Origin of the sequence: Halopseudomonas salina, from assembly GCF_014637955.1 — a bacterium.
Lineage (GTDB): Bacteria > Pseudomonadota > Gammaproteobacteria > Pseudomonadales > Pseudomonadaceae > Halopseudomonas > Halopseudomonas salina.
In genome coordinates this window covers 197,710-217,126 of record NZ_BMFF01000003.1, presented here as the reverse complement: position 1 = coordinate 217,126, position 19,417 = coordinate 197,710, and the positions used below count along the sequence as shown (strand labels likewise).

Annotated in this window: 21 protein-coding genes and 1 tRNA gene; 7 read left to right on the top strand and 15 right to left on the bottom strand. The window is 59.1% G+C overall.

Annotated features, from left to right (window positions below; genetic code table 11):
- The first annotated feature begins 2 nt into the window (after window positions 1-2).
- Genes narJ through moaA form a run of 4 tightly spaced genes read left to right on the top strand, consistent with a single transcriptional unit; the run spans window position 3 to window position 3,338 of the window.
- Complete coding sequence (gene narJ, locus IEV54_RS08380; RefSeq protein ID WP_150278652.1) at window positions 3-737, top strand: nitrate reductase molybdenum cofactor assembly chaperone; 735 nt, start codon at window positions 3-5, stop codon at window positions 735-737.
- A 9-nt stretch (window positions 738-746) separates the two neighbouring features.
- Window positions 747-1,517: a respiratory nitrate reductase subunit gamma gene (gene narI / locus IEV54_RS08375; RefSeq protein ID WP_150278651.1), complete on the top strand. Its 771-nt coding sequence runs from the start codon at window positions 747-749 to the stop codon at window positions 1,515-1,517.
- Window positions 1,514-2,332, top strand: coding sequence for a peptidylprolyl isomerase (locus IEV54_RS08370; RefSeq protein WP_150278650.1), 819 nt, complete (start codon window positions 1,514-1,516; stop codon window positions 2,330-2,332). The genes narI and IEV54_RS08370 overlap by 4 nt, the downstream gene beginning before the upstream one ends.
- Before the next feature lie 10 nt (window positions 2,333-2,342).
- Complete coding sequence (gene moaA, locus IEV54_RS08365) at window positions 2,343-3,338, top strand: GTP 3',8-cyclase MoaA (protein WP_150278649.1); 996 nt, start codon at window positions 2,343-2,345, stop codon at window positions 3,336-3,338.
- 57 nt (window positions 3,339-3,395) lie between these two features.
- Here the strand turns inward: moaA and IEV54_RS08360 are convergent, their stop codons facing one another.
- From IEV54_RS08360 to IEV54_RS08310, 11 genes are all read right to left on the bottom strand, one after another.
- Window positions 3,396-3,710, bottom strand: a complete 315-nt coding sequence (locus IEV54_RS08360; protein ID WP_150278648.1) for a c-type cytochrome — start codon at window positions 3,708-3,710, stop codon at window positions 3,396-3,398.
- Between the two features lie 127 nt (window positions 3,711-3,837).
- Window positions 3,838-4,092 carry a cytochrome C oxidase subunit IV family protein gene (locus IEV54_RS08355; protein ID WP_188434385.1) on the bottom strand — a complete coding sequence of 85 codons (255 nt, stop codon included), beginning with the start codon at window positions 4,090-4,092 and terminating at the stop codon, window positions 3,838-3,840.
- A gap of 7 nt (window positions 4,093-4,099) precedes the next feature.
- Entirely contained in the window at window positions 4,100-4,696 is a 597-nt protein-coding gene (locus tag IEV54_RS08350) for a cytochrome c oxidase subunit 3 (RefSeq protein ID WP_150278702.1), read from the bottom strand.
- A gap of 5 nt (window positions 4,697-4,701) precedes the next feature.
- The gene (locus IEV54_RS08345; protein WP_150278646.1) at window positions 4,702-6,540 is read right to left on the bottom strand and encodes a nitric oxide reductase activation protein NorD; all 1,839 of its coding nucleotides are present in this window, start codon (window positions 6,538-6,540) and stop codon (window positions 4,702-4,704) included.
- A 4-nt stretch (window positions 6,541-6,544) separates the two neighbouring features.
- Complete coding sequence (locus IEV54_RS08340) at window positions 6,545-7,534, bottom strand: 4Fe-4S binding protein (RefSeq protein ID WP_223825516.1); 990 nt, start codon at window positions 7,532-7,534, stop codon at window positions 6,545-6,547.
- Between the two features lie 16 nt (window positions 7,535-7,550).
- On the bottom strand, window positions 7,551-8,963 hold the full coding sequence (locus tag IEV54_RS08335; RefSeq protein WP_150278645.1) for a cbb3-type cytochrome c oxidase subunit I: 1,413 nt from the start codon (window positions 8,961-8,963) through the stop codon (window positions 7,551-7,553).
- A 36-nt stretch (window positions 8,964-8,999) separates the two neighbouring features.
- Window positions 9,000-9,446, bottom strand: a complete 447-nt coding sequence (locus tag IEV54_RS08330) for a c-type cytochrome (protein WP_150278644.1) — start codon at window positions 9,444-9,446, stop codon at window positions 9,000-9,002.
- 45 nt (window positions 9,447-9,491) lie between these two features.
- Entirely contained in the window at window positions 9,492-10,358 is an 867-nt protein-coding gene (locus IEV54_RS08325; RefSeq protein WP_188434410.1) for a CbbQ/NirQ/NorQ/GpvN family protein, read from the bottom strand.
- Window positions 10,359-10,621: 263 nt separating this feature from the next.
- Window positions 10,622-11,020 carry a YbaN family protein gene (locus IEV54_RS08320; protein ID WP_150278643.1) on the bottom strand — a complete coding sequence of 133 codons (399 nt, stop codon included), beginning with the start codon at window positions 11,018-11,020 and terminating at the stop codon, window positions 10,622-10,624.
- Window positions 11,020-11,727, bottom strand: coding sequence for a Crp/Fnr family transcriptional regulator (locus IEV54_RS08315; RefSeq protein ID WP_188434383.1), 708 nt, complete (start codon window positions 11,725-11,727; stop codon window positions 11,020-11,022). Before IEV54_RS08315 ends, IEV54_RS08320 begins: the two co-directional genes overlap by 1 nt.
- A 40-nt stretch (window positions 11,728-11,767) precedes the next feature.
- Window positions 11,768-12,946: an NnrS family protein gene (locus tag IEV54_RS08310; protein WP_150278641.1), complete on the bottom strand. Its 1,179-nt coding sequence runs from the start codon at window positions 12,944-12,946 to the stop codon at window positions 11,768-11,770.
- Between the two features lie 136 nt (window positions 12,947-13,082).
- Between IEV54_RS08310 and IEV54_RS08305 the strand changes: the two genes are divergently transcribed.
- Window positions 13,083-13,517, top strand: coding sequence for a hypothetical protein (locus IEV54_RS08305; RefSeq protein WP_150278640.1), 435 nt, complete (start codon window positions 13,083-13,085; stop codon window positions 13,515-13,517).
- Here the strand turns inward: IEV54_RS08305 and ytfE are convergent.
- Complete coding sequence (gene ytfE / locus IEV54_RS08300; RefSeq protein ID WP_150278639.1) at window positions 13,507-14,202, bottom strand: iron-sulfur cluster repair protein YtfE; 696 nt, start codon at window positions 14,200-14,202, stop codon at window positions 13,507-13,509. The genes IEV54_RS08305 and ytfE overlap by 11 nt on opposite strands.
- A 170-nt stretch (window positions 14,203-14,372) precedes the next feature.
- On the opposite strand from ytfE, the gene norR reads away from it, so the two are divergent.
- Entirely contained in the window at window positions 14,373-15,905 is a 1,533-nt protein-coding gene (gene norR / locus IEV54_RS08295) for a nitric oxide reductase transcriptional regulator NorR (RefSeq protein WP_150278638.1), read from the top strand.
- A 104-nt stretch (window positions 15,906-16,009) separates the two neighbouring features.
- A complete protein-coding gene (hemN, locus tag IEV54_RS08290) occupies window positions 16,010-17,392 on the top strand; it encodes an oxygen-independent coproporphyrinogen III oxidase (RefSeq protein WP_150278637.1) in 1,383 nt (460 codons plus the stop codon).
- Between the two features lie 15 nt (window positions 17,393-17,407).
- On the opposite strand, the gene IEV54_RS08285 is transcribed toward hemN, so the two are convergent.
- The 3 genes from IEV54_RS08285 to IEV54_RS08275 form a co-directional block, all read right to left on the bottom strand.
- On the bottom strand, window positions 17,408-18,097 hold the full coding sequence (locus IEV54_RS08285) for a spermidine synthase (protein WP_150278636.1): 690 nt from the start codon (window positions 18,095-18,097) through the stop codon (window positions 17,408-17,410).
- A gap of 80 nt (window positions 18,098-18,177) precedes the next feature.
- Window positions 18,178-18,251, bottom strand: a tRNA-Gly gene (locus IEV54_RS08280).
- 67 nt (window positions 18,252-18,318) lie between these two features.
- The gene (locus tag IEV54_RS08275; RefSeq protein WP_150278635.1) at window positions 18,319-19,317 is read right to left on the bottom strand and encodes an LLM class flavin-dependent oxidoreductase; all 999 of its coding nucleotides are present in this window, start codon (window positions 19,315-19,317) and stop codon (window positions 18,319-18,321) included.
- Window positions 19,318-19,417 lie beyond the last annotated feature (100 nt).

The following is a 19,417-nucleotide window of genomic DNA, read 5'->3' as shown; positions in this document are numbered from 1 at the left end:
GCATGAAAATTCTCAAGGTGATTTCCCTGCTGATGGATTATCCGGTGCAGGCCTTGCAGGACGCCCGCATGGAACTCGAGGAGGCCATTGTTGCCTCCCGCGAGATCAGCCCCGAGCAGCGCCAGGATCTGGTCGACCTGCTCACGCGTCTGGCCAGTACCGATCTGCTGGACGTACAGGAAGCCTATACCGAGGAATTCGAGCGTGGCCGCTATCTGTCGCTGCTGCTATTCGAGCATGTACACGGTGAATCCCGTGACCGGGGTCAGGCCATGGTCGACTTGATGGCCCAGTACGAGAGCGCCGGCTTTGCCATCGGCGTGAAGGAGCTGCCTGACTACATACCCCTGTATCTGGAGTTTCTGGCTACCCGCGACGGTGAAGAAGCGCGTGCCGGGCTGGGTGAAGTCGAACACCTGCTGGCGCTGCTCGCCAGTAGGCTGGAAGAACGCGGCTCTGATTATGCGTCCTGTTTCCGCGCCCTGCTGCAGATTGCCGGCACGATTCCGGAGCTGGCAATGGCGGCGATTCGCGAGCAGGTGCTCGAGGAAATTCCCGACAACAGTCTGGAGGCCCTCGACAAGGAATGGGAGGAGGAGCAGGTGACTTTTCTCAACGGCGACAGCGTTGCGGCCTGTGGTACCCGGCCGGCAAACGTCAAGGCCAAGGAAGAGATAGCAGTGCCGGTGCACTGGGTAGATTTCAATGACAATACCGTGCCGGCTGGCCGGGCATAGGAGGCAGACATGTCAAACTTCAATTTTCTGTTGTATGGGGTCTATCCCTACGTTGCTCTGGCGGTCTTCATCATCGGTAGCTGGGCGCGATTTGATCTGTCCCAGTACACCTGGAAGGCGCACTCCAGCCAGCTGATGGATAACAAGGGCCTGCGACTTGCCAGCAACCTGTTTCACATTGGCATCCTGTTCATCTTTGCTGGGCATTTTGTTGGCCTGTTGATCCCCGAGGTTATCTATCACCATGTGATCAGTACGTCGGGCAAGCAGATTCTGGCGGTCGTCTCAGGCGGCTTCTTTGGGATTCTTTGTCTCATTGGTCTGGTGATGTTGATTCACCGACGCATGACCAATCCGCGGGTCAGAGCCCAATCCAGCTTCTCCGACATCATGATTCTCTGGGTCCTGCTGGCGCAGTTGCTGCTTGGCCTGCTCACCATCTTCTTCTCCGTGCAACATCTGGATGGTTCAGTAATGGTCATGCTGGCGAACTGGGCACAGTACACAGTAACCCTTCAGCCGCTGTTGGGTGCCGCCGCCATCGAGCCTGTCGGGCTGGTTTACAAGTTGCATGTGTTTCTTGGTTTGACGCTGTTTGTACTCTTCCCCTTCACCCGTCTGGTTCATATCATCAGTGCGCCTGTGTGGTATCTGGGGCGGCGCTATCAGATTGTAAGGCTCAAGGCATCTGCCCCTGAGCGTCCCAGGCCGGTTCGTCCGGCGCGCGCCGGTGCTTCACCGGCCAAACAGCCCGCTGCAGCGCACAAGGGGCAACCATGAACGCCGACAGCATCATTGCCAGCAGTACCCGGCAGGAATGGCCGCGGGTGAGCATCAATGGAGTACCGCTCGATCCGCAGGATATTGCCCTGGAAATGCAATATCACCCGGCCGATACACGGGAGGAGGCGGTATTTATGGCCGCCCAGGCCCTGGTTATCCGTGAGCTGCTTGAGCAGCGCGCGGCATTCCTGGGGGTTGAAGTCTTGAAGCAGGCTGATGAGACCGATGAGGAGGCACTCATTCGCGGCTTGCTGGAGCGGGAGGTCCAGGTGCCGGCGATAGACGAGCAGGCCCTGGAGCAGTTCTACCAGTCCAACCTGGAGCGTTTCAGTTCGGCGCCGTTGGTTGCCGCCAGGCATATTCTGCTCGCGGTCGCTCCGGACGATGTAGCTGGGCGCAGCCGCACCCGTGAGCAGGCAGTGGCCCTTATCGGCCAGTTACAGGACAATACTGCGCGTTTCGCCGCGCTGGCCACGGAGTATTCCGACTGCCCGTCCAGGCAACAGGGCGGCGCCCTGGGTCAGCTCAGTTCCGGGCAGACAGTTGCCGAGTTCGAACGCCAATTGCTGCGCCTGGATGAGGGTCTTGCGAACCAACCGCTGGAGTCGCGTTATGGCTTTCATATCGTTCTGGTTGATCAGCGAATCGACGGGAAGCAACTGCCCTTCGAGCTGGTCAGAGACAGCATCGAGGGCGAGCTGGGCGAAAGAGTCTGGCAAAAAGCCGTGGTACAGTACATCGAAATGTTGATAGGTGAGGCAGGTATCGAAGGCATCGTCATGCGCGGAGCTGCTTCACCACTGCTGCAATAGGGGAAGAGTCATGGCCGACACACAATTGATGGATGGACTGGGTCGACGCATCGATTACCTGCGCATGTCGGTGACCGATCGCTGCGACTTTCGGTGTGTCTATTGCATGGCTGAGGACATGACCTTTCTGCCTCGGCAACAGGTGCTTACCCTGGAGGAAATCCAGCGGCTTGCCGCGCTCTTTGTTGCCCAGGGAGTAAAGAAGATCCGCCTCACCGGCGGTGAGCCCCTGGTGCGGCGCGGTATTGTTGAGCTGTGTGCCGGTATCAGCGCATTGCCTGGCCTGCGCGAGCTGGTGATGACCACCAACGGTTCGCAACTGGTGAAGCTGGCGCAGCCGCTGGCGGACGCCGGCGTCAAGCGACTGAACATCAGCCTGGACAGTCTGGACCCGGAGAAATTCCGCGCCATTACCCGCACGGGTGAATTGCAACAGGTGCTTGACGGCATTGATGCCGCGCGGGATGCCGGGTTCAAGCGCATCAAGCTCAATGTGGTGGTGATGAAGGGGCGTAATGCAGATGAGGTGCCAGCGTTGGTGGACTATGCGCTGGCACGCGATCTGGATATCACCTTTATCGAGGAAATGCCCCTGGGCAATGTGGGTCGGTCCCGGGGCGAGTCATTCTGCTCCAGTGACGAGGTGCGTGGGATTATCAGTCAGCGCTACCAGCTGCTGGACAGTGCCGAGAACTCCGGTGGGCCAGCGCGATACGTGCGGGTGGAGGGATATGGGGAAAGTCGTATCGGGTTTATTTCCCCGCACTCGCATAACTTCTGTGCAAGCTGTAACCGGGTGCGCATGACCGCCGAGGGGCGACTTTTACTTTGCCTGGGACAGGAAAATTCGATCGACATGCGCGCACTGGTGCGCCGCCACCCCACAACTGATGAACCGTTACGAAATGCATTGCGCAAGGCGCTGCAGGGCAAGCCAGCCCACCATGACTTTACGGCTGATGGAGATGTTCAGATTGTCCGTTTCATGAACGCGACAGGGGGATAGTAAAACGCCCCTTATCGCAGAGCGACAAGGGGCGTTTTCAAGTCGGTTTGACCCGGTTTACTTGAGTGAGGCGTAGTAGGCAGCCAGGTCGGCGATGTCCTGGTCGCTCAGGTTCTTGGCCATCGGGCTCATGATGGCGGCGTTACCACCCGCCCGCTGGCCTTCGCGGTAGGCTTTCAACGAGCCCTCAAGGTAGGCCTCATTTTGTCCCTTCAGGTTAGGATAGATCGGTACCAAGGCAATGCCGTCGGCGCCATGGCATGCGGAGCAGACTGCAGATTTGCCTTTGCCAGCAGCAGCGTCGCCAGCAGCCTGGGCTACACCGCTGATGCCAAGAGCCAGTACGGTAGAAGCAAACAGAATTTTCAACATCTTAATTTCCTCATCATTTCTTTATTGGGTGTTTTCACAACCAGTAATACCATCAATTGTGAATTTGCAAAGGCTAAAGTTTCTCCATTGCACCTCCTTGTATAACCAGACATTACCGCAGGGTTGATCACAGAAACAACGCTATCGCGCAGAGGACGACTAACAGCCATCCACTGACCGCCAGACGAAACACCAGAGGTGCGGTTTTCATCCCCATGAACTGGTCAATGACCCACTGTCCCTTGATGGCGCTCAACAGCAGGACAGCCCACAGCAGCCATGCTGGTTGGACCTCGTTGGTGGCTGGTTGGTGCCCCAGCCACCAGCCGATCAATGTAAGAGCCAGAAGACCAAGCCAGGTCAACGTCAATCGGTAGGTCATGCTCACCTCAGGGCAGCACATAAAGCAGTGGAAAGAGCATCAGCCACACCAGATCAACCATATGCCAGTAGCTGGCTGCGGACTCTGCGGCCATTTGCCGCGTCTGGTGCGAGTCATATACGCCCCGCCGGAAGCGGCTTGCCACCACCAGCAGGATTAGCATCCCCAGCACCACATGCATTAAATGGAAGAAGGTGGTGAAGAAGTAGAAAAAGTAGAAGGTATTGGTGCGCAGCGTGTAACCGGCGCTGAACATCTGCTGGTATTCCAGCAGCTTGATGATCAGATAGAGCAGGCCGCTCGCCGCTCCTGCGCGAAACCACCACACCACGCTGGTTGATCTGCCGCGGCGCATAGCCGCGACGCCCAGTGCCACCCAGTAACTCCCGGTCAGCAGCGCCAGGGTGTTGATCAGCCCTGCCACCGGGTGCAAGGTGGCGACGCCCGCACTGAACATCTCCGGCCATCTGCCGCGCACGTAGGCCATGGAGCCCAGCAGCAGCGCGAACACCGCCAGCTCGGCCAATATGAAACACCACATGGCCAGATCACCTGGTAGCTCGCGTCTCCGGGTGACCGGAGCAATAACCGGCAGGCACTGCATTGCTGTCACGGGGTCCTCCCGGTCAGGGTCAGGTACAGGCGGGGTAGCAGGGAGGGCAACTCGGCGGCGTTGTGCAGCAGGTGAAAACGCTGTGGCCCGAACAGATACGGCAGATAATCGGCTGCCTGCTGGTCGATAGTCACGCAGAACGGCTCCAGGCCAGCCTTGCGTGCCTCCAGAAGCGCCTGGCGGGTGTCTTCCATGCCGTAACGCCCCTCGTACAGGTCAAGGTCGTTGGGCTTGCCATCGGTCAGAAGCAACAGCAGCCGCTGCTCGGCAGGCTGCTCCTTGAGGATCTCGGTGGCCTGACGTATCGCCGCGCCCATGCGGGTGTAATATCCCGGTCGCAATGCCTGGATGCGTCCGTGCACCGGCTCACCCCAGGATTCGGCAAAATTCTTGATCACGCTGAAGCGCACCTGATCACGCCGTTTGGAAGAAAACCCATACATAGCAAAGGCGTCGTTGCCGGCGTCCAGTGCCTCACCCAGTAAATGCATGCTGTCGCGCACCACATCGATCACCTGATGTTCGTTGTCGGCATAGGCTTCGGTGGACAAGGACAGATCCGCGAGGATCAGGCAGGCCAGGTCGCGATGTTGCACCGCCTGCTGGCGCCACAGGGCCGGTTGTGCGCTGGCCGCCCCACGTTGTCGGGCGGTGGCAAAGTCGATGCAGGCGTCCAGGTCCAGTGCCGAACCGCTGGGCTGGCGCTTGTTCCAGGCCTTCTGCGGGCGCAACACTTCAAAACGTCGGCGCAGCTGGCGGCCCATCGCCTGCAGCCGGTCGGGCAGGGGGCAGGGCGCGGCATCCTTGGGTAGCATCGGTATCACCCGACAGTGCCGCGGTATCAGTTGCTGTTTGCGCCAGTCCCACTCGGGCAGCAGGGTGCCCTCGCCCAGGGGGATGTCATCCTCCGCTGCGCTGGGTAGATCCAGATCCAGTTTCAGTCGCGATGCACCGGCATCACCGTGGCGGGACAGGCTGAGGTGGTCGAGGTCTTCAGCCACGCGATCGGCATCGTCGTCTTCGCTGTCATCGACGGTGCGGTCGACTGGTACAAATTCCGACCAGGAGAACAGGCTTTCCAGCCGAAATACGATCAGCCCGTCCTTGCCATCCACGTCATCGATGAATTCGGCGCGTTTGCGGCCCTTGCCCTCTTTTGGCTTGAGCCCGCCGTTGCTGGTATCGCTGTCACTATCCTCACGCGAGACGGCGGCCGGGTTGGTGTGCAGTGATGGATAAAGCCACAGTGGCACGGGCAGGCTGTCGCCATCGGCGTAGGGCAGGCTCTGTTGGCTTCCCGGCTCGAGAATCGCGTTGCGCAGGCAGTGCTCCCGACGCCGCTGGGCACCAGTGAGCGTATCCAGCGGTGCACGTACAGTCACCAGCCGCCAGGCCAGACGCTGGTATAGCCCGGTCAGGCCGGGAAAGCGCTCCAGTGTTTCCAGTACCTGGCGCTGATTCCACGCCAGCCAGTCGTTCTCCCCGGGTTGGCTCGCCTGGCTGGCCAGTGCGGTCAGCCAGAGATACAGATCTCGGTTCAGGTCCCTTTCGGGGTAGGCCTGAATGACTGGCGGCAGCCTTACACTGTCCTCGTCACGCCAGGCCATGGCGTATTGCCGCCCTGTGCCGGCGATCTTTTCCAGCCAGTGACGGGGTGGCTTCAGGGCGCGCTCTGTTGCCGCCTTGATCACCAGGCCGGGATCGCCACCCAGGGCACGGAAAACCATGGCCAGCCGCGGGCCCTCATCCTCCAGGCGAACCAGAGCTTCGGGGTAGCTGGTGCGGGCCAATCGGTTGATCAGATTGTGCCAGCGCATACCGACATATTCTTCCATCGTACTAGTCCTTTTCCAGAACGGGGATGCGAACGGGATCCTGAACCGGGATCTGGCTACCCGGTTGCTTGTCCATCTTCACGGCGTCCTCACCGCTGACCCAGTGCAACAGGGCACCTTCGGGGTTGTTTGCCTGAACCTGCTGGCAGGTCTGTACACAGACGCCGCATTGGGTGCAGGTAATCTTGTGGCGCTTCATGCCGCGCGGTGGCAGCCGCATCGGGCAGGCTCTGTCGCAGGCATTGCAGTCGCGGCAGTCACGCGCCCGTTCGCGTTTGAAACCGATCACCATGGCGCGGCGGTTCACCGCCCAGATCAGGCTCTGAAAGATGCCTACGGCGCAGCCGTATTTGCAGAAAAAATGCCGCGCCAAGGCAAACTCGATACAGAACAAAGCCGTACCGATACCGATGAAAAACCAGTGCCAGGTCGGCAGGTTCAGACTCAACAGCCCCGTCCACAAGGGTATTGGCGGTACCAGGTAGCTGAGCAGCGTGACGGCCCACAAAGCGGATCCGCCCAGCACCACCAGGCTCATGACCATCCGCGCGCCGGCCTGCCGGGGGGCAGAGGGCTTTTCCCAGACTGAGCGCCGGCCCAACCAGCGGGCCATCAGGCCGTCGATCCACTCAACCATCGAAAAGTGCGGGCATAGCCAGCCACAATAAATGCGGCCCCAGCGCCAGACGACCCAGAGCAGCACTCCCAGGGTCAGCAGAATGGGCAGGCCCAGGCGCAACAGCAGGTGCAGGGTGATGGCCGCGGGATCCAGGGCGCTGTTCTGGGGATCAAGCCCCAGGGTCCAGTCCATGGTCAGAAAAACAAAATGGCCCCTGCTCAGATCGAGACGAAACAGATCCAGTAAAGGCGCCAATAGAAAGAGGATAAAAAAAGCGCTGCGACTGAGTCGGCGAAGCGTTGCAAGCATCATGGTGTCTTCGCCTCCAGCCAGTTTGATGTTCGAGGTGGTGCTGGCAGTGGATACTGCCAGCACCGGGTTATAGCCATGATCAGCTCAGGGCGGCTTCAGCAACGAGCGGCTCGGTCGGCTCACTGGTGCGGGCTGCGACCACAAAACTGGCCAGGTACATGAATACGCCGACACCAAAACCGATCCCCGCCCCCAGACGCAGCCAGTAAATCGTGGTGATGGCGTCCTGGGTGGCCATGAAGCCCAGTGCATCGGCGTTATCCGGAATACGCTGCAGCCAGATCTGCACCACGCCAGCGGCGGTCAGCAGCAGGGTGATCAGCAGCATGCTGATGCTCATGGTCCAGCAGGAGGCAATCTCCAGGCGCTGTGCCTGCAGGCTGTTGGCTTGCCGGCCGTGGAGTATCGGCCAGGCGTAGGAGATGATGGCCAGCACGATCATCACGTAGGCACCGTAGAAGGCCAGGTGGCCGTGCGCCGCAGTCAGTTGACTACCGTGTGTGTAGTAGTTGATCGGTGCGAGGGTGTGCATGAAACCCCATACGCCCGCGCCCAGGAAAGCCATGATGGTGCAACCGACTGCCCAGGTAACGGCGGCCTTGTTGGGGTGGTCGCGGCGACGCTGCTTGAGCATGCTGAATGCGAACACCATCAGCATGAAGAATGGCAGCGGTTCGATAGCCGAGAAGATCGAGCCGATCCAGAGCCAGTATTCCGGTGCGCCAATAAAGAAGAAGTGGTGGCCGGTACCCAGGATGCCGCTGATCAGGGCCATGGCGATAATCAGGTACAGCCATTTCTCGACGACCTCACGGTCTACACCGGTAGTGCGGATCAGGATGAATGCCAGGATAGCGCCCAGAATCAGTTCCCAAACGCCTTCAACCCACAGATGCACGACCCACCACCAGAAGTACTTGTCCATCACCAGCGAAGCGGGGTTGTAGAAGGCAAACATCCAGAACACCGCCAGACCGATCAGACCGGTTGTCAGCACCATGTTGACCACGGTCTTGCGGCCCTTGAGTACGGTCATGATGACGTTGAACAGAAAGCCGATAAACACCAGGGCCAGACCGATCTTGGTAATGGTCGGCTGCTCGAGAAACTCCCGTCCCATGGTCGGGAAATACTTGTTGCCGGTGATGTCCGCCAGGGTCGCGTAGGGCACGGCCAGATAGCCAATAATGGTCAGCGTGCCCGCGGCTGCGAATACCCAGAACAGAATTCTGGCTAGCAAGGGACTATGCAGTTCGCACTGGGTTTCCTCGGGTAGCAGAAAATAGGTCGCGCCCATGAAGCCGAACAGCAACCAGACGATCAGCAGGTTGGTGTGGACCATGCGGGCCACGTTAAAGGGTATCTCCGGAAACAGAAAGTCACCGATGATGTACTGGGTTCCGAGGATCAGACCGAAAACGATCTGCCCCAGGAAGAGAATGATGGCGAAGATAAAATAGGGCTTCGCCTCCGACTGACTTGCGTATTTCATGGCAGTAATCCTTGCGTAATTGATCCGGGGTCAGCTTCAGCCTTCGTTGTTTGGTGGCCAGTCGTTGGTGTCGATCCGCGATGTCCAGATCAGGAACTGGGACAGCGCGCGGGTTTCTTCGGCTGTCAGGTTGAATTGCGGCATCTTGCGCCGGCCCTCTACCGGAATCGGTTGGGCGGCCATCCAGGCGCTGAAATACGCATGAAACGCCTCTTCGTTATCGCCGCCGCGGCGCGGGAATACATTACCCAGCTCGGGAGCAAAGTAAGCGCCTTCGCCCAGCAGCGAATGGCAGCCAACACAGTTGTTTTTCTCCCAGAGCTCCTTGCCATGGGCGACCTCCGCAGTCAGTTGATCCCGGTTCTCGCGCTCGGGAATTGCGACTACCGTATCGAAGGTGAGACCAATAAATAGCAGCATGAAGAACATGCCACCGCCGTAGTAGATATTGCGGGCCATGCCCTTGGTGAATCTTTCCGACATGATTGAATCCTCATTGATTAGGCAGTAACGGCTTTACCGTCAGCGTCAGATGCTGGAGCGGCGCAACGCCGGATTGTTGTGATTGTTGTTCTTGTTCGATGTCTCGGCGAAGTGCGCGCGGACGACATCGAGAATGGCCGCCTGGGTGGTCGGGTCGTCGCTGAGCGGCTCGGCCAGGCAGGCGGTACAGGCAGTAATCGGGTCCATCCCACTGAGCATCATGCGTGCGGTATGGATCAGTAGCCGGGTGGACGGGGCTTCTTCCAGATCATGGGAGCCCATGTGCCGCAGTGAGCCGCACAGCTGGACCAGCCGGCCTGCCGTATCAGCGTCGATGCCGCTTTCGCTGATCAGAATGTCGGCTTCGGCGTCGGCATCCGGATAATCGAAGCTCATCGCGACAAAGCGCTGGCGAGTACTCGGCTTGAGACCCTTGAGCAGATTGCGATAGCCGGGGTTATAGGACACTACCAGCATGAAATCCGGGTGTGCCTCCAGGCACTCGCCGGTGGCATCCAGTGGCAGAATGCGGCGGTCATCGGCCAGCGGGTGCAGGACCACAGTGGTGTCCTTGCGCGCCTCGATTATTTCATCCAGATAGCAGATGGCGCCCTCGCGCACGGCGCGGGTCAGTGGGCCATCCTGCCAGTAGGTGCCATTGCTGCCGATCAGATGACGGCCGACCAGATCGGCGGTTGTCAGGTCGTCATGGCAGGCGACGGTGTATAGCTTGCGACCCAGTTTGTCGGCCATGTGCTGCACGAACCGGGTTTTGCCACAGCCGGTTGGGCCCTTGATCAGAACGGGCAGCCGATGGCTGGCGGCGTGTTCGAAAACATCGATTTCGTTGCCGGTGGGGCGGTAGTAGGCGTTGCCTGCGTCCCGTCTGGGTGGCGCTGGGATGGAGGTCAGATTGTTCACGGTTGGATCTCTGTCAGTGTGCGTGCCAGATACACTGCAAGGTCGATGCCATATTGTAAGTTATTGAATATTAACGAATAAAAAACGACAGGGTGTTATTAACCAAGCTTTTGGATGGTTTTTAGTACCGGCAATGGTAAAAATAACCTCAAGCTGTTCCTTTTACCTCATGAAAATGCGGAGCGGGCAAAAGCGTGGTCGCTCTTGGTCGGGAGGCAATTGAGAGCAACCTGTCTGAAAAAAGGCAAGGCGGGTTATGGTGGGGGCGTCACTGACTGCGTACCGGAGGTGTCGCCTGTATCGGGTCGCGACCAGAGCCAGAATGCAACGCTCAGCAAAATGGCATTGCCACCCGCGCTCAAGAGTAGCGGCACAGGTACGAGCCAGAGCATGATTGCGCTGGCCAGCATCATCACGCTGGCCAGCCATTTGGCCCGGCGTGGTACCGCGCGGCGCTCGCGCCAGTTGCGGATCATGCTGCCATAGCGTGGATGCTCGAGCATTCTGGCCTCAAGTGCAGGCCAGCCCCGGGAGCCTGCCCAGGCTGCAACCAGCAGAAAGGGTGTCGTGGGCAGGCCGGGCAGGACCACCCCCAGCGCGCCAAGGCCTAGAAAGACAGAAGCCAGGCCGCGCCAGAGCAGCAGCCGGATCATCAGCTGACGCCCTGGGGTTCCAGCGTAAAGGTATTGAGCAGTTTCTCTACGCTGGGAATACGGATATGCCTGGCATGGCTTTCTATCAAGCCGCGATCGCGCAGGGTCGCCATTGCCCGGGAGAGGGTTTCGGGCTTGATCGACAGGCGGGCCGCGATCAGGCCCTTGGGCAGCATAAGATCGAGCTCTGCATGGTCTTTCTTCCGATCTTTCACCTGACCCACCAGGTAGAGTGCAAAGCGTTGGGTAGCATTCTGCAGGGTCAGGTTTTCCAGTTCATCCAGCCGCTGGTGCAGGCGTATGCTCAGATGCCCGAGCAAATGCAGGCAGGTTTGCGGATTGTCCTGCAGAAAATTCAGCATCAACTTGTTGGGCAGTGCGGCAATACGCACCGGCTCCAGAGCTTCAGCGCATACCGGGTAGACCTGCTTCTGCATAAACATGACCGCTTCAGCAAAGGTGTTACCGGCCTGGATAATCTCGACGACTTTTTCCTTGCCGTCGGCGGAAATCCTGAACAGTTTTACCTTGCCCTCAAGAACAAAGAAAAACCGCTCGGCCCTGTCGTCCTGCCTCAGTATCAGCGCATGTACCGGATACTCCCGGCACATAGTGTCGCTTAACAGATCAGCCTGTGCCTGCTCGGGAAGCAGGGCCAGTATGGGATGTTGCAAAAGCTGTTTGCGATCTTGTGGTGTCAGCGTCATGGAGATTGCCTGTGTTGATGCGTGCCTGTGACGGAGGGTCTTAGCCGGGTCGTCCATCGGGACGCGGGCGATACAGAATGGCCGCGTAAAACCAGACGAAAAGAGCAAAAGCAGCAGCCCAGCTGAGTGCTGCCAGCCAGAACCCCAGTTGCGGCCAGGTGGGTGCAATCCAGACACGTGCAGGTACCGCCAGGTTGATCAGGGCAAAGGCCATCGACATCGCCGGCACCGTTTCCAGGGGGCGTCCAGTGTGGCCCAGACTAACGCGGGCAATCATCGCCAGGATCATGCCGCTCAAGCAACCAATGGCGAGCAGGTGAACGGCCTGGCTGAAATCCACCAGCCAACCAGCATTCCACAGGGCCATGGCGTAAAGTGCGATCACCAGCCAGGCATAGGCCAGGTGCAGCGACCAGAGCAGGGGCACAGACCAGATCCGGGGGTTGTGCCAGAGTATCAGGCGGACCAGATGTCCGGCTCCCAGCAGAGCGAACAGGAATCCGACGGGCACGGAAGGGCGCAGTGCTATCCCGCTCACCATCAGCAGTGCGATCAGAATACTGCCGCCGAGTAGCGAGTAATCGAGCCAGGGTAATGCGGGCATTGGCTTGTCCAGGTCCAGTCCCCGTTGGGTGAAGAAAGGGATCACCCTGCCGCCAATCATGCCAACCAGTGCTGCTACCAGCCAGAGCGCACCGAGGTTGCCCTGACGTTGTACTGTCACATCCAGCGAGGCGATGCCGATCAGGCTGACCAGGTTGCACAAGGCCAGCAGAGCCAGCACCAGCACTATGGGGTAGTTGCGTTTCTGACGGGCGATCCATATGGAGCGGGCCATAGCAAGGGTGACCGCGGGTAGAAACAGCATATCCAGGGTCATAACCAGCCAGAACGGCAGCGCTGTCAGCCAGGCCAGGCGGGCCAGTAGCCAGACTGCAGCCAGAACGATCAGCGGTTTGCCGCTCAGACCGGGCACGCCTGTCCAGTTCTGCACCGCAGTGAGCAGAAAGCCGGCGGTGATTGCGGCAATGAAGCCGAAGAGCATTTCATGCATGTGCCAGGCGAACCAACCACCGGTGGGTTGCCAGTCGCCGGTCATCCCAAGCCACGCAGCCACCCACAGTGGGATCGCCAGCGCGGCCAATACGCTCCCAGCCAGAAAGAACGGGCGAAAGCCGAGATCGAACAGCGCCGATCGGGGTGGTTGATGCTGTTTCATGTGCTACTCCATTATTGGACGTATGCTCACCCCCGGCATGCCTGGCCACAATATGCCAATAGGGGTACTCCGCCTGCCGCAGGGGATAACAGTCAGTTACTCGTTACAATGGCCTGCAAACCGGAGGAAAAGATTCATGCTTTATCTGTCACTCAAGACGCTGCATCTATTGATGGCCATTGCCTTTATCGGCACGCTGTTTTTTCAGGTTTTCATCCTGGCCCCTGTCAGTCGTCAGCTTCCGGAAGACATGCGTAGCCGGATGTCCTCCCTGTTGGGACAGCAGGCGCGACGAGTGATTCACTGGGTCGCCTTGCTGTTGTATGGCGCGGGTATCGCGCTGGCCTGGCCGCACCGGCAGGCGCTTGCCGATCCGTTGGCTAGTACCTTCACTCTCCTTTTTTCCATCAAGCTGCTTTTGGCGGCCCTGATCATCGGGCATTACGTTGCTCTGATCATGCTGCGCATCAAAGGCCGGATTACCGAGCGTGGCATGCGCCTGCTGAACATCAGTCTGCTGGTGCATGCAGTCGCATTGGTGTTCTGTGCCAAGGCGATGTTCATCCTTTAGAGCAGCAGGCGTAGCCAGTTGCCCTGGGTGAGCTGGCAAACAGAATGTTGTTCTCCAGGTGAATATGCTGCATCAGGTCCTGTCTGAACTCCTCGAGTCCGCGATACAGTGCCTGCCAGGTATTGCAGGCCCCCACCGGCGGGGTGATGTCATCGGTCAGTCTGATGATTTCATCCAGTGCTTCACCGTGCTGTTCATGCTCGTAGCGCATCACGCTGATAGGGCCGCCTGCTATCGCCTGCTGCCCCTGGAGTAACAGCGGGAACAGGATCTGTTCTTCCTTGAGCATGTGGCTCTCCATTTCCTGAGCCATGCAGGAGAGATGGTCCGCCAAGCCGTTCGGACAGTCAGGACGATCGCCATGGACCTGTTCCACGCGCCGAGCCAGTCTCATCAACTCCGGTAACTGCTCGCGATGGCGCATGTGGAAGCGTGCCAGAATGTGTTCTACCAACTCTGCAGAGGATGCCTGCTGCCAGTCACGCGCGTCCGAGACTCCCGGCTTCAGGGCCTCGAGCTGGACGATAACGTCTGTAGCGCTGATGCCTTTTTTTGCTGCGGCATCGGCGAGCGTGCGGTGACCCTGGCAACAGAAGTCCAGGCGATTGGCATGGAAGACGGCGGTTGCGCCCGGGATGGTGCGGGCTAGATCGCCCAAGGCGGTGTTCAGATAATCGGCAGACATGGCATGTGCACTCCGGTAGAGGTGTCAGGTTGTGTGTATAAGACCTGTTTCTTCTACAGCAAGGCTTGTGCCAGAAACTAATTCCATAAAAAACATATACTTGAAACTGAATAGGTTTTTTATACCCTGATCAGGTAAGGTATTTAAAACCCCGAAAGGTGATTGATACCATGATCGAACCCTTGCTGCTGCCGGACCTTGTTGCGGAATTGCCGGCCGCCGTTCGCCTGCAACGCCTGGTGCAGGTGCTGCGCGAACATTTCCAGTGTGGTGCAGTAGTACTGCTCCAGCATTCCGATGAATGCCTGCGCCCGCTCGCCGCCGTGGGTCTGGTTCAGGACGCTCTGGGTAGACGTTTTCAGACTGCCCGCCACCCGCGTCTGGCGGCCCTGCTGTCACGCCGTGAGCCGACCTGGTTCGATCCGCAAAGCCCGCTGCCGGACCCCTATGACGGGCTTCTGGATGAATCGCCGGGTGAGCCGCTGCCGGTACATGACTGCATGGGCGTGAGCTTGTATCTGGAGGGACGTCTATGGGGCGCAGTTACCTTCGACGCGCTGCAGGCCGGCACCTTCGATGAGGCCGCGCGACTGGAATTGCAAAAGATGACTCCCTTGATCGAGACCTGTGTACGCATCACCCGTCTCGAGGAAGACAATCGTGCGCTGCGTATGGCACGTGTGGTTGGGCAGGGAACGCTGTCCGAAGCCAAGGATCACAGCATTATTGGGCACAGCGGCCCGGTGACCAAATTGCTTGAAGAGTTATCAGTGGTTGCCGATACCGAGCTTCCGGTGTTGCTTAGTGGCGAAACCGGTGTCGGCAAGGAGCTGTTTGCCCGCTGGCTGCACAGTCACTCGGATCGGGCCGACAAGCCCCTGGTGTTGGTCAACTGCGCAGCGTTACCCGAATCCCTGGCCGAGAGCGAGTTGTTTGGTCATGTAAAGGGTGCGTTTTCCGGGGCCTCAACTGACCGGGGCGGCCGCTTTGATGCTGCTGATGGCGGCACTCTGCTTCTGGATGAGATCGGCGAACTGCCCTTGAACGTGCAGGCCAAGTTGTTACGAACACTGCAGAACGGCGAGATTCAGCGTCTGGGCGCCGATCAGCCATTACGGGTAAATGTACGCATTATCGCCGCAACCAACCGTAATCTGGCGGACCGGGTGGCCAGTGGCGATTTTCGTGCCGACCTCTACCATCGTCTGTCGGTCTATCCGGTACAGATTCCGCCGTTGCGCGAGCGGGGTAACGATATACTCCTGCTGGCCGGGCACTTCATCGAGCTCAATCGCGCGCGGCTGGGATTACGGGGGCTGCGCCTGTCCGTAGAGGCAGAACAGGTTCTGCTGGGTTATTTCTGGCCGGGTAACGTACGTGAACTGGAACATGTGGTCAGTCGCGCGGCGATCAAGGCACTGGGTTACAAGGGGTCGCGTCTGGCGATTTTGACCCTGGAGCCGGTGCATCTGGATATCCAGCCAGGCAACAACAATTCATCGGCCGCAGAGTTCGGTCCCGGGCAGCTTGATTCGCCAGGCCAGGTACTCCCGCTTAAGCAGTCGGTTGACGCCTGTCAGCGTGAACAGATTCGACTGGCTCTGGCGCAGACCGATGACAGCTGGGCGGCAGCTGCGCGGCTGCTCGACCTGGACGCCAGTAATCTGCACAAGCTGGCCAGAAGGTTGGGAATGAAAAGCTGATCAGTCAGTTGACCAAAATTTGACCTGCATCAAAGTGGTGGTTCCGCCCGGGGTTTAGCCTGCACGACATTACAGCTATAACGCCATGTTTGCGGAGTCATCCCATGTTCGATCCAATCTGCTGGAACGCGGACCTGATACGTCGGTACGACAACGCAGGGCCGCGATATACCTCCTATCCCACCGCAACCCAGTTCGTTGACGGTATCGAGCCATCTGATCTGGTGCGGGCGCTGCAACTCAGCAGCCAGGCACAAAGCCCCCTGTCGCTGTATGTGCACATCCCGTTCTGCGCGAACATCTGCTACTACTGCGCATGCAACAAGGTCATTACCAAGGATCGCAGTCGGGCCGAACCCTATCTACAGAGCCTTTACCGCGAGATAGAGCTGGTCAGCCAGCATGTGGATCCGGCGCAAGAGATCCAGCAGCTGCATTTCGGTGGTGGTACGCCGACCTTTCTGGCCCACGACCAGTTGCGTGGGTTGCTCGACAAACTGCGCGCGCATTTCAACCTGCGCTTGGACGATGCCGGTGATTACAGCATCGAGATCGACCCCCGGGAGGCGGACTGGGCGACCATGGGTCTGCTACGTGAAATCGGCTTTAACCGGGTCAGTTTCGGTGTTCAGGATCTGGACCCGGAGGTCCAGCGTGCGGTAAACCGCCTGCAGACGCTGGAGCAGACCCAGACAGTCATGGATGCGGCCAGAGCGCTGCAGTACCGCTCGATCAATATCGATCTGATTTACGGTTTGCCCAAGCAGACCCGATCCGGTTTTGCCAGAACGGTAGATGCCATCATTGCGATGAAACCCGATCGTTTGTCAGTCTTCAATTATGCGCATCTGCCCGAGCGCTTTCTGCCCCAGCGACGCATCGAAACAGCCGACCTGCCGAGCCCGCAGGATAAGCTGGCCATGCTGGAAGACACGATCAATCAGCTGATGAGTGCTGGGTATCGCTATATTGGTATGGACCATTTCGCGTTGCCTGATGATAGCCTCAGTAGCGCCCAGGAAAACGGCGAGCTACAGCGTAATTTCCAGGGCTATACCACCCATGGTCACTGCGATCTGATCGGGCTGGGTGTGTCTTCGATCAGCCAGGTCGGCGATCTGTTCAGCCAGAACACCAGCGACATCAAGGTCTATCAGCACACGCTCGATAGTGGCAAGCTGGCCACACGACGGGGGTTGGAGTGCCATGCCGACGATCGTCTGCGGCGGGCGGTGATCAGTCAGTTGATCTGCCACTCCGTGCTGGATTTCACAGCTATAGAGCAGCGTTTCGGCATCGTTTTCGTGGATTATTTCGCCGATTGTCTGCCGGTGCTGGAGCAGATGCGCCGCGACGGGCTGATTCAGCTTACCGACAGGAAAATCCGGATACTGCCTGCCGGCAGATTACTGGCCAGGTCTATATGCATGGTTTTTGACGCTTACCATGCCCTGGAAAATGATCAACGTTATTCGCGGATTATCTGAACGGGGTCAGGTATTTCAATGCGCGCCGCTGGAGAGCTGCGCGACCCAGATGGTGTGCCGGGTTCCCCGGTTGCCATGGGCATATACCTTGACTTCCTCGGCAACAAAACCGGCCTTGCGCAGATCGCTGGTGAAGCGTTGGTCAGCACTGGCCGACCACACCGCAAGTATGCCGCCGGGGCGCAACGCGCGACCGCAGGTGCGCAGGCCAGCCACGCTGTATAGCCAACTGTTGGCAGACTGGGTGAGACCTTCGGGGCCATTGTCGATGTCGAGCATGATCGCGTCGTAACCGCCCGGTTCATTTCGCAGCAGCTCTGCCACGTCCTGGTTGACTACCTGCGTGCGCGGATCCGACAGGGGGCTGCCAGCCTTTTCACCCAGGGGGCCACGATTCCACTCGATCACCCCGGGCAGCAGTTCGGCCACGACTACTTCGGCATTACCACCGAGGTGCTGCAGGGCGGCTGCCAATGTGAAGCCCATGCCCAACCCGCCTATCAGCACCCTGGGCCGGGCGCGGGAAGATACTTTCTGGCAGGGTATCCGGCCCAACGCATCTTCGGAGCCATGGGTGCGGGTGTTCATCAGTTGCCCGCCTTTACCACCTTCGAGCTTGATGACAAAGTCTTCCCCGTATTCGAACAGACACAGGGCGCCGCCATCGGGCAGGGGCGTGGTATCCAGCAGAATAAAGCGCTTCATGGGCAGTCCGCGGTAGTTTCAACGGCAGGCATGATACCGGCAAGCTAGGGGAAGTGCTGCAGTGCAGGAGACTTATTGGTTGGAGCGGGTGAAGGGAATCGAACCCTCGTCGTAAGCTTGGGAAGCTTCTGCTCTACCATTGAGCTACACCCGCATCGCATTCGCGTGCTGCGCATTCTAGGCGCTTGCCGATAGTTCGGCAAACAACTTCAGCAGTTATTTCACACCTTGCCGGCCACTTCCATCATCCGTTGGTAGCTGTCCTTGCGCAGGGCCTGATCATGGATCGAGCTGCTCACTATCAGCTCGTCGGCACCGGTGCGCTCAAGCAGATCGGCCAGTTGCTGACTGACGGTTTCCTTGTCTCCGATCAGTGTGCCGGCCAGGGTCGATAGCACGCTGTGCTTCTCGTGTGGTTGCCACAGCGGTTCCATATCGTCGACCGGCGGTGGCAAGGGGCCCGGGCGTCCGCGTATCAGGTTAAGAAATGCTTGCTGGTGTGAGGTAGCAAGCATGGCGGCGTGCTCTCGGCTCTCACCGACATAGGCATTGATGCCCAGCATGACGTGGGGCTGCGTCAGGCTCTCAGACGGTTGAAAGTGCTCACGGTAGGTACGCAATGCGCTGAACATGAAATCAGGGGAAAACTGGCCGGCAAAGGCAAAGGGCAGTCCCAGCTCGGCAGACAGCTGCGCGCTGAATGTGCTCGAGCCGAGCAGCCAGATGGGAACCTTGAGACCGGCCCCGGGCACAGCTTGTAATCGCTGGCCTGGTTGGGGCTCGGCAAACAGACGGCGCAATTCATCGAGCATCTGCGGGAAGTCGGAGCCGTCGCCGCGGCCATGACGTAGTGCCTGTGCGGTAGCCTGATCGGTACCCGGGGCGCGCCCCAGTCCCAGGTCGATCCGGCCGGGATAGAGAGACTCCAGGGTGCCGAACTGTTCGGCAATCTGCAGGGGTGCATGGTTGGGTAGCATGATGCCTCCCGAGCCAATACGAATGCGCGAGGTACCCGCAGCCAGATAACCCATGACAACGGAGGTCGCGGCACTCGCGATGCCGGTCATATTGTGATGTTCCGCTACCCAGTACCTGCGGTAACCCAGGCTCTCTGCATATTGGGCCAGGGCCATGGCATTGCTCAGCGCCTGCGCGGGGGTCGCACCCTGGGGGACCGGACACAGATCCAGAACAGATAGCGAAACAGCTTGGTTGGACATAGGTACTCCTGCACAGGTACAAATAATGGCTGTATGCTAACGTTTAACCGAGTCGGCGCATACTGGGAAGCCTTGACTGACATCAGAGCTTGGGGGCTGC

What these genes read in the sequence shown, in the direction of transcription:
- narJ (WP_150278652.1), top strand. Translation starts at nt 3, where the DNA reads ATGAAAATTCTCAAGGTGATTTCCCTGCTGATGGATTATCCGGTGCAG.
- IEV54_RS08310 (WP_150278641.1), bottom strand. Translation starts at nt 12,946, where the DNA reads ATGAAACAGCATCAACCACCCCGATCGGCGCTGTTCGATCTCGGCTTT.
- IEV54_RS08335 (WP_150278645.1), bottom strand. Translation starts at nt 8,963, where the DNA reads ATGAAATACGCAAGTCAGTCGGAGGCGAAGCCCTATTTTATCTTCGCC.
- ytfE (WP_150278639.1), bottom strand. Translation starts at nt 14,202, where the DNA reads ATGTCTGCCGATTATCTGAACACCGCCTTGGGCGATCTAGCCCGCACC.
- IEV54_RS08305 (WP_150278640.1), top strand. Translation starts at nt 13,083, where the DNA reads ATGCTTTATCTGTCACTCAAGACGCTGCATCTATTGATGGCCATTGCC.
- IEV54_RS08345 (WP_150278646.1), bottom strand. Translation starts at nt 6,540, where the DNA reads ATGGAAGAATATGTCGGTATGCGCTGGCACAATCTGATCAACCGATTG.
- norR (WP_150278638.1), top strand. Translation starts at nt 14,373, where the DNA reads ATGATCGAACCCTTGCTGCTGCCGGACCTTGTTGCGGAATTGCCGGCC.
- IEV54_RS08285 (WP_150278636.1), bottom strand. Translation starts at nt 18,097, where the DNA reads ATGAAGCGCTTTATTCTGCTGGATACCACGCCCCTGCCCGATGGCGGC.
- IEV54_RS08355 (WP_188434385.1), bottom strand. Translation starts at nt 4,092, where the DNA reads ATGACCTACCGATTGACGTTGACCTGGCTTGGTCTTCTGGCTCTTACA.
- hemN (WP_150278637.1), top strand. Translation starts at nt 16,010, where the DNA reads ATGTTCGATCCAATCTGCTGGAACGCGGACCTGATACGTCGGTACGAC.
- IEV54_RS08350 (WP_150278702.1), bottom strand. Translation starts at nt 4,696, where the DNA reads ATGCAGTGCCTGCCGGTTATTGCTCCGGTCACCCGGAGACGCGAGCTA.
- IEV54_RS08360 (WP_150278648.1), bottom strand. Translation starts at nt 3,710, where the DNA reads ATGTTGAAAATTCTGTTTGCTTCTACCGTACTGGCTCTTGGCATCAGC.
- IEV54_RS08330 (WP_150278644.1), bottom strand. Translation starts at nt 9,446, where the DNA reads ATGTCGGAAAGATTCACCAAGGGCATGGCCCGCAATATCTACTACGGC.
- IEV54_RS08275 (WP_150278635.1), bottom strand. Translation starts at nt 19,317, where the DNA reads ATGTCCAACCAAGCTGTTTCGCTATCTGTTCTGGATCTGTGTCCGGTC.
- IEV54_RS08370 (WP_150278650.1), top strand. Translation starts at nt 1,514, where the DNA reads ATGAACGCCGACAGCATCATTGCCAGCAGTACCCGGCAGGAATGGCCG.
- IEV54_RS08320 (WP_150278643.1), bottom strand. Translation starts at nt 11,020, where the DNA reads ATGATCCGGCTGCTGCTCTGGCGCGGCCTGGCTTCTGTCTTTCTAGGC.
- IEV54_RS08315 (WP_188434383.1), bottom strand. Translation starts at nt 11,727, where the DNA reads ATGACGCTGACACCACAAGATCGCAAACAGCTTTTGCAACATCCCATA.
- narI (WP_150278651.1), top strand. Translation starts at nt 747, where the DNA reads ATGTCAAACTTCAATTTTCTGTTGTATGGGGTCTATCCCTACGTTGCT.
- moaA (WP_150278649.1), top strand. Translation starts at nt 2,343, where the DNA reads ATGGCCGACACACAATTGATGGATGGACTGGGTCGACGCATCGATTAC.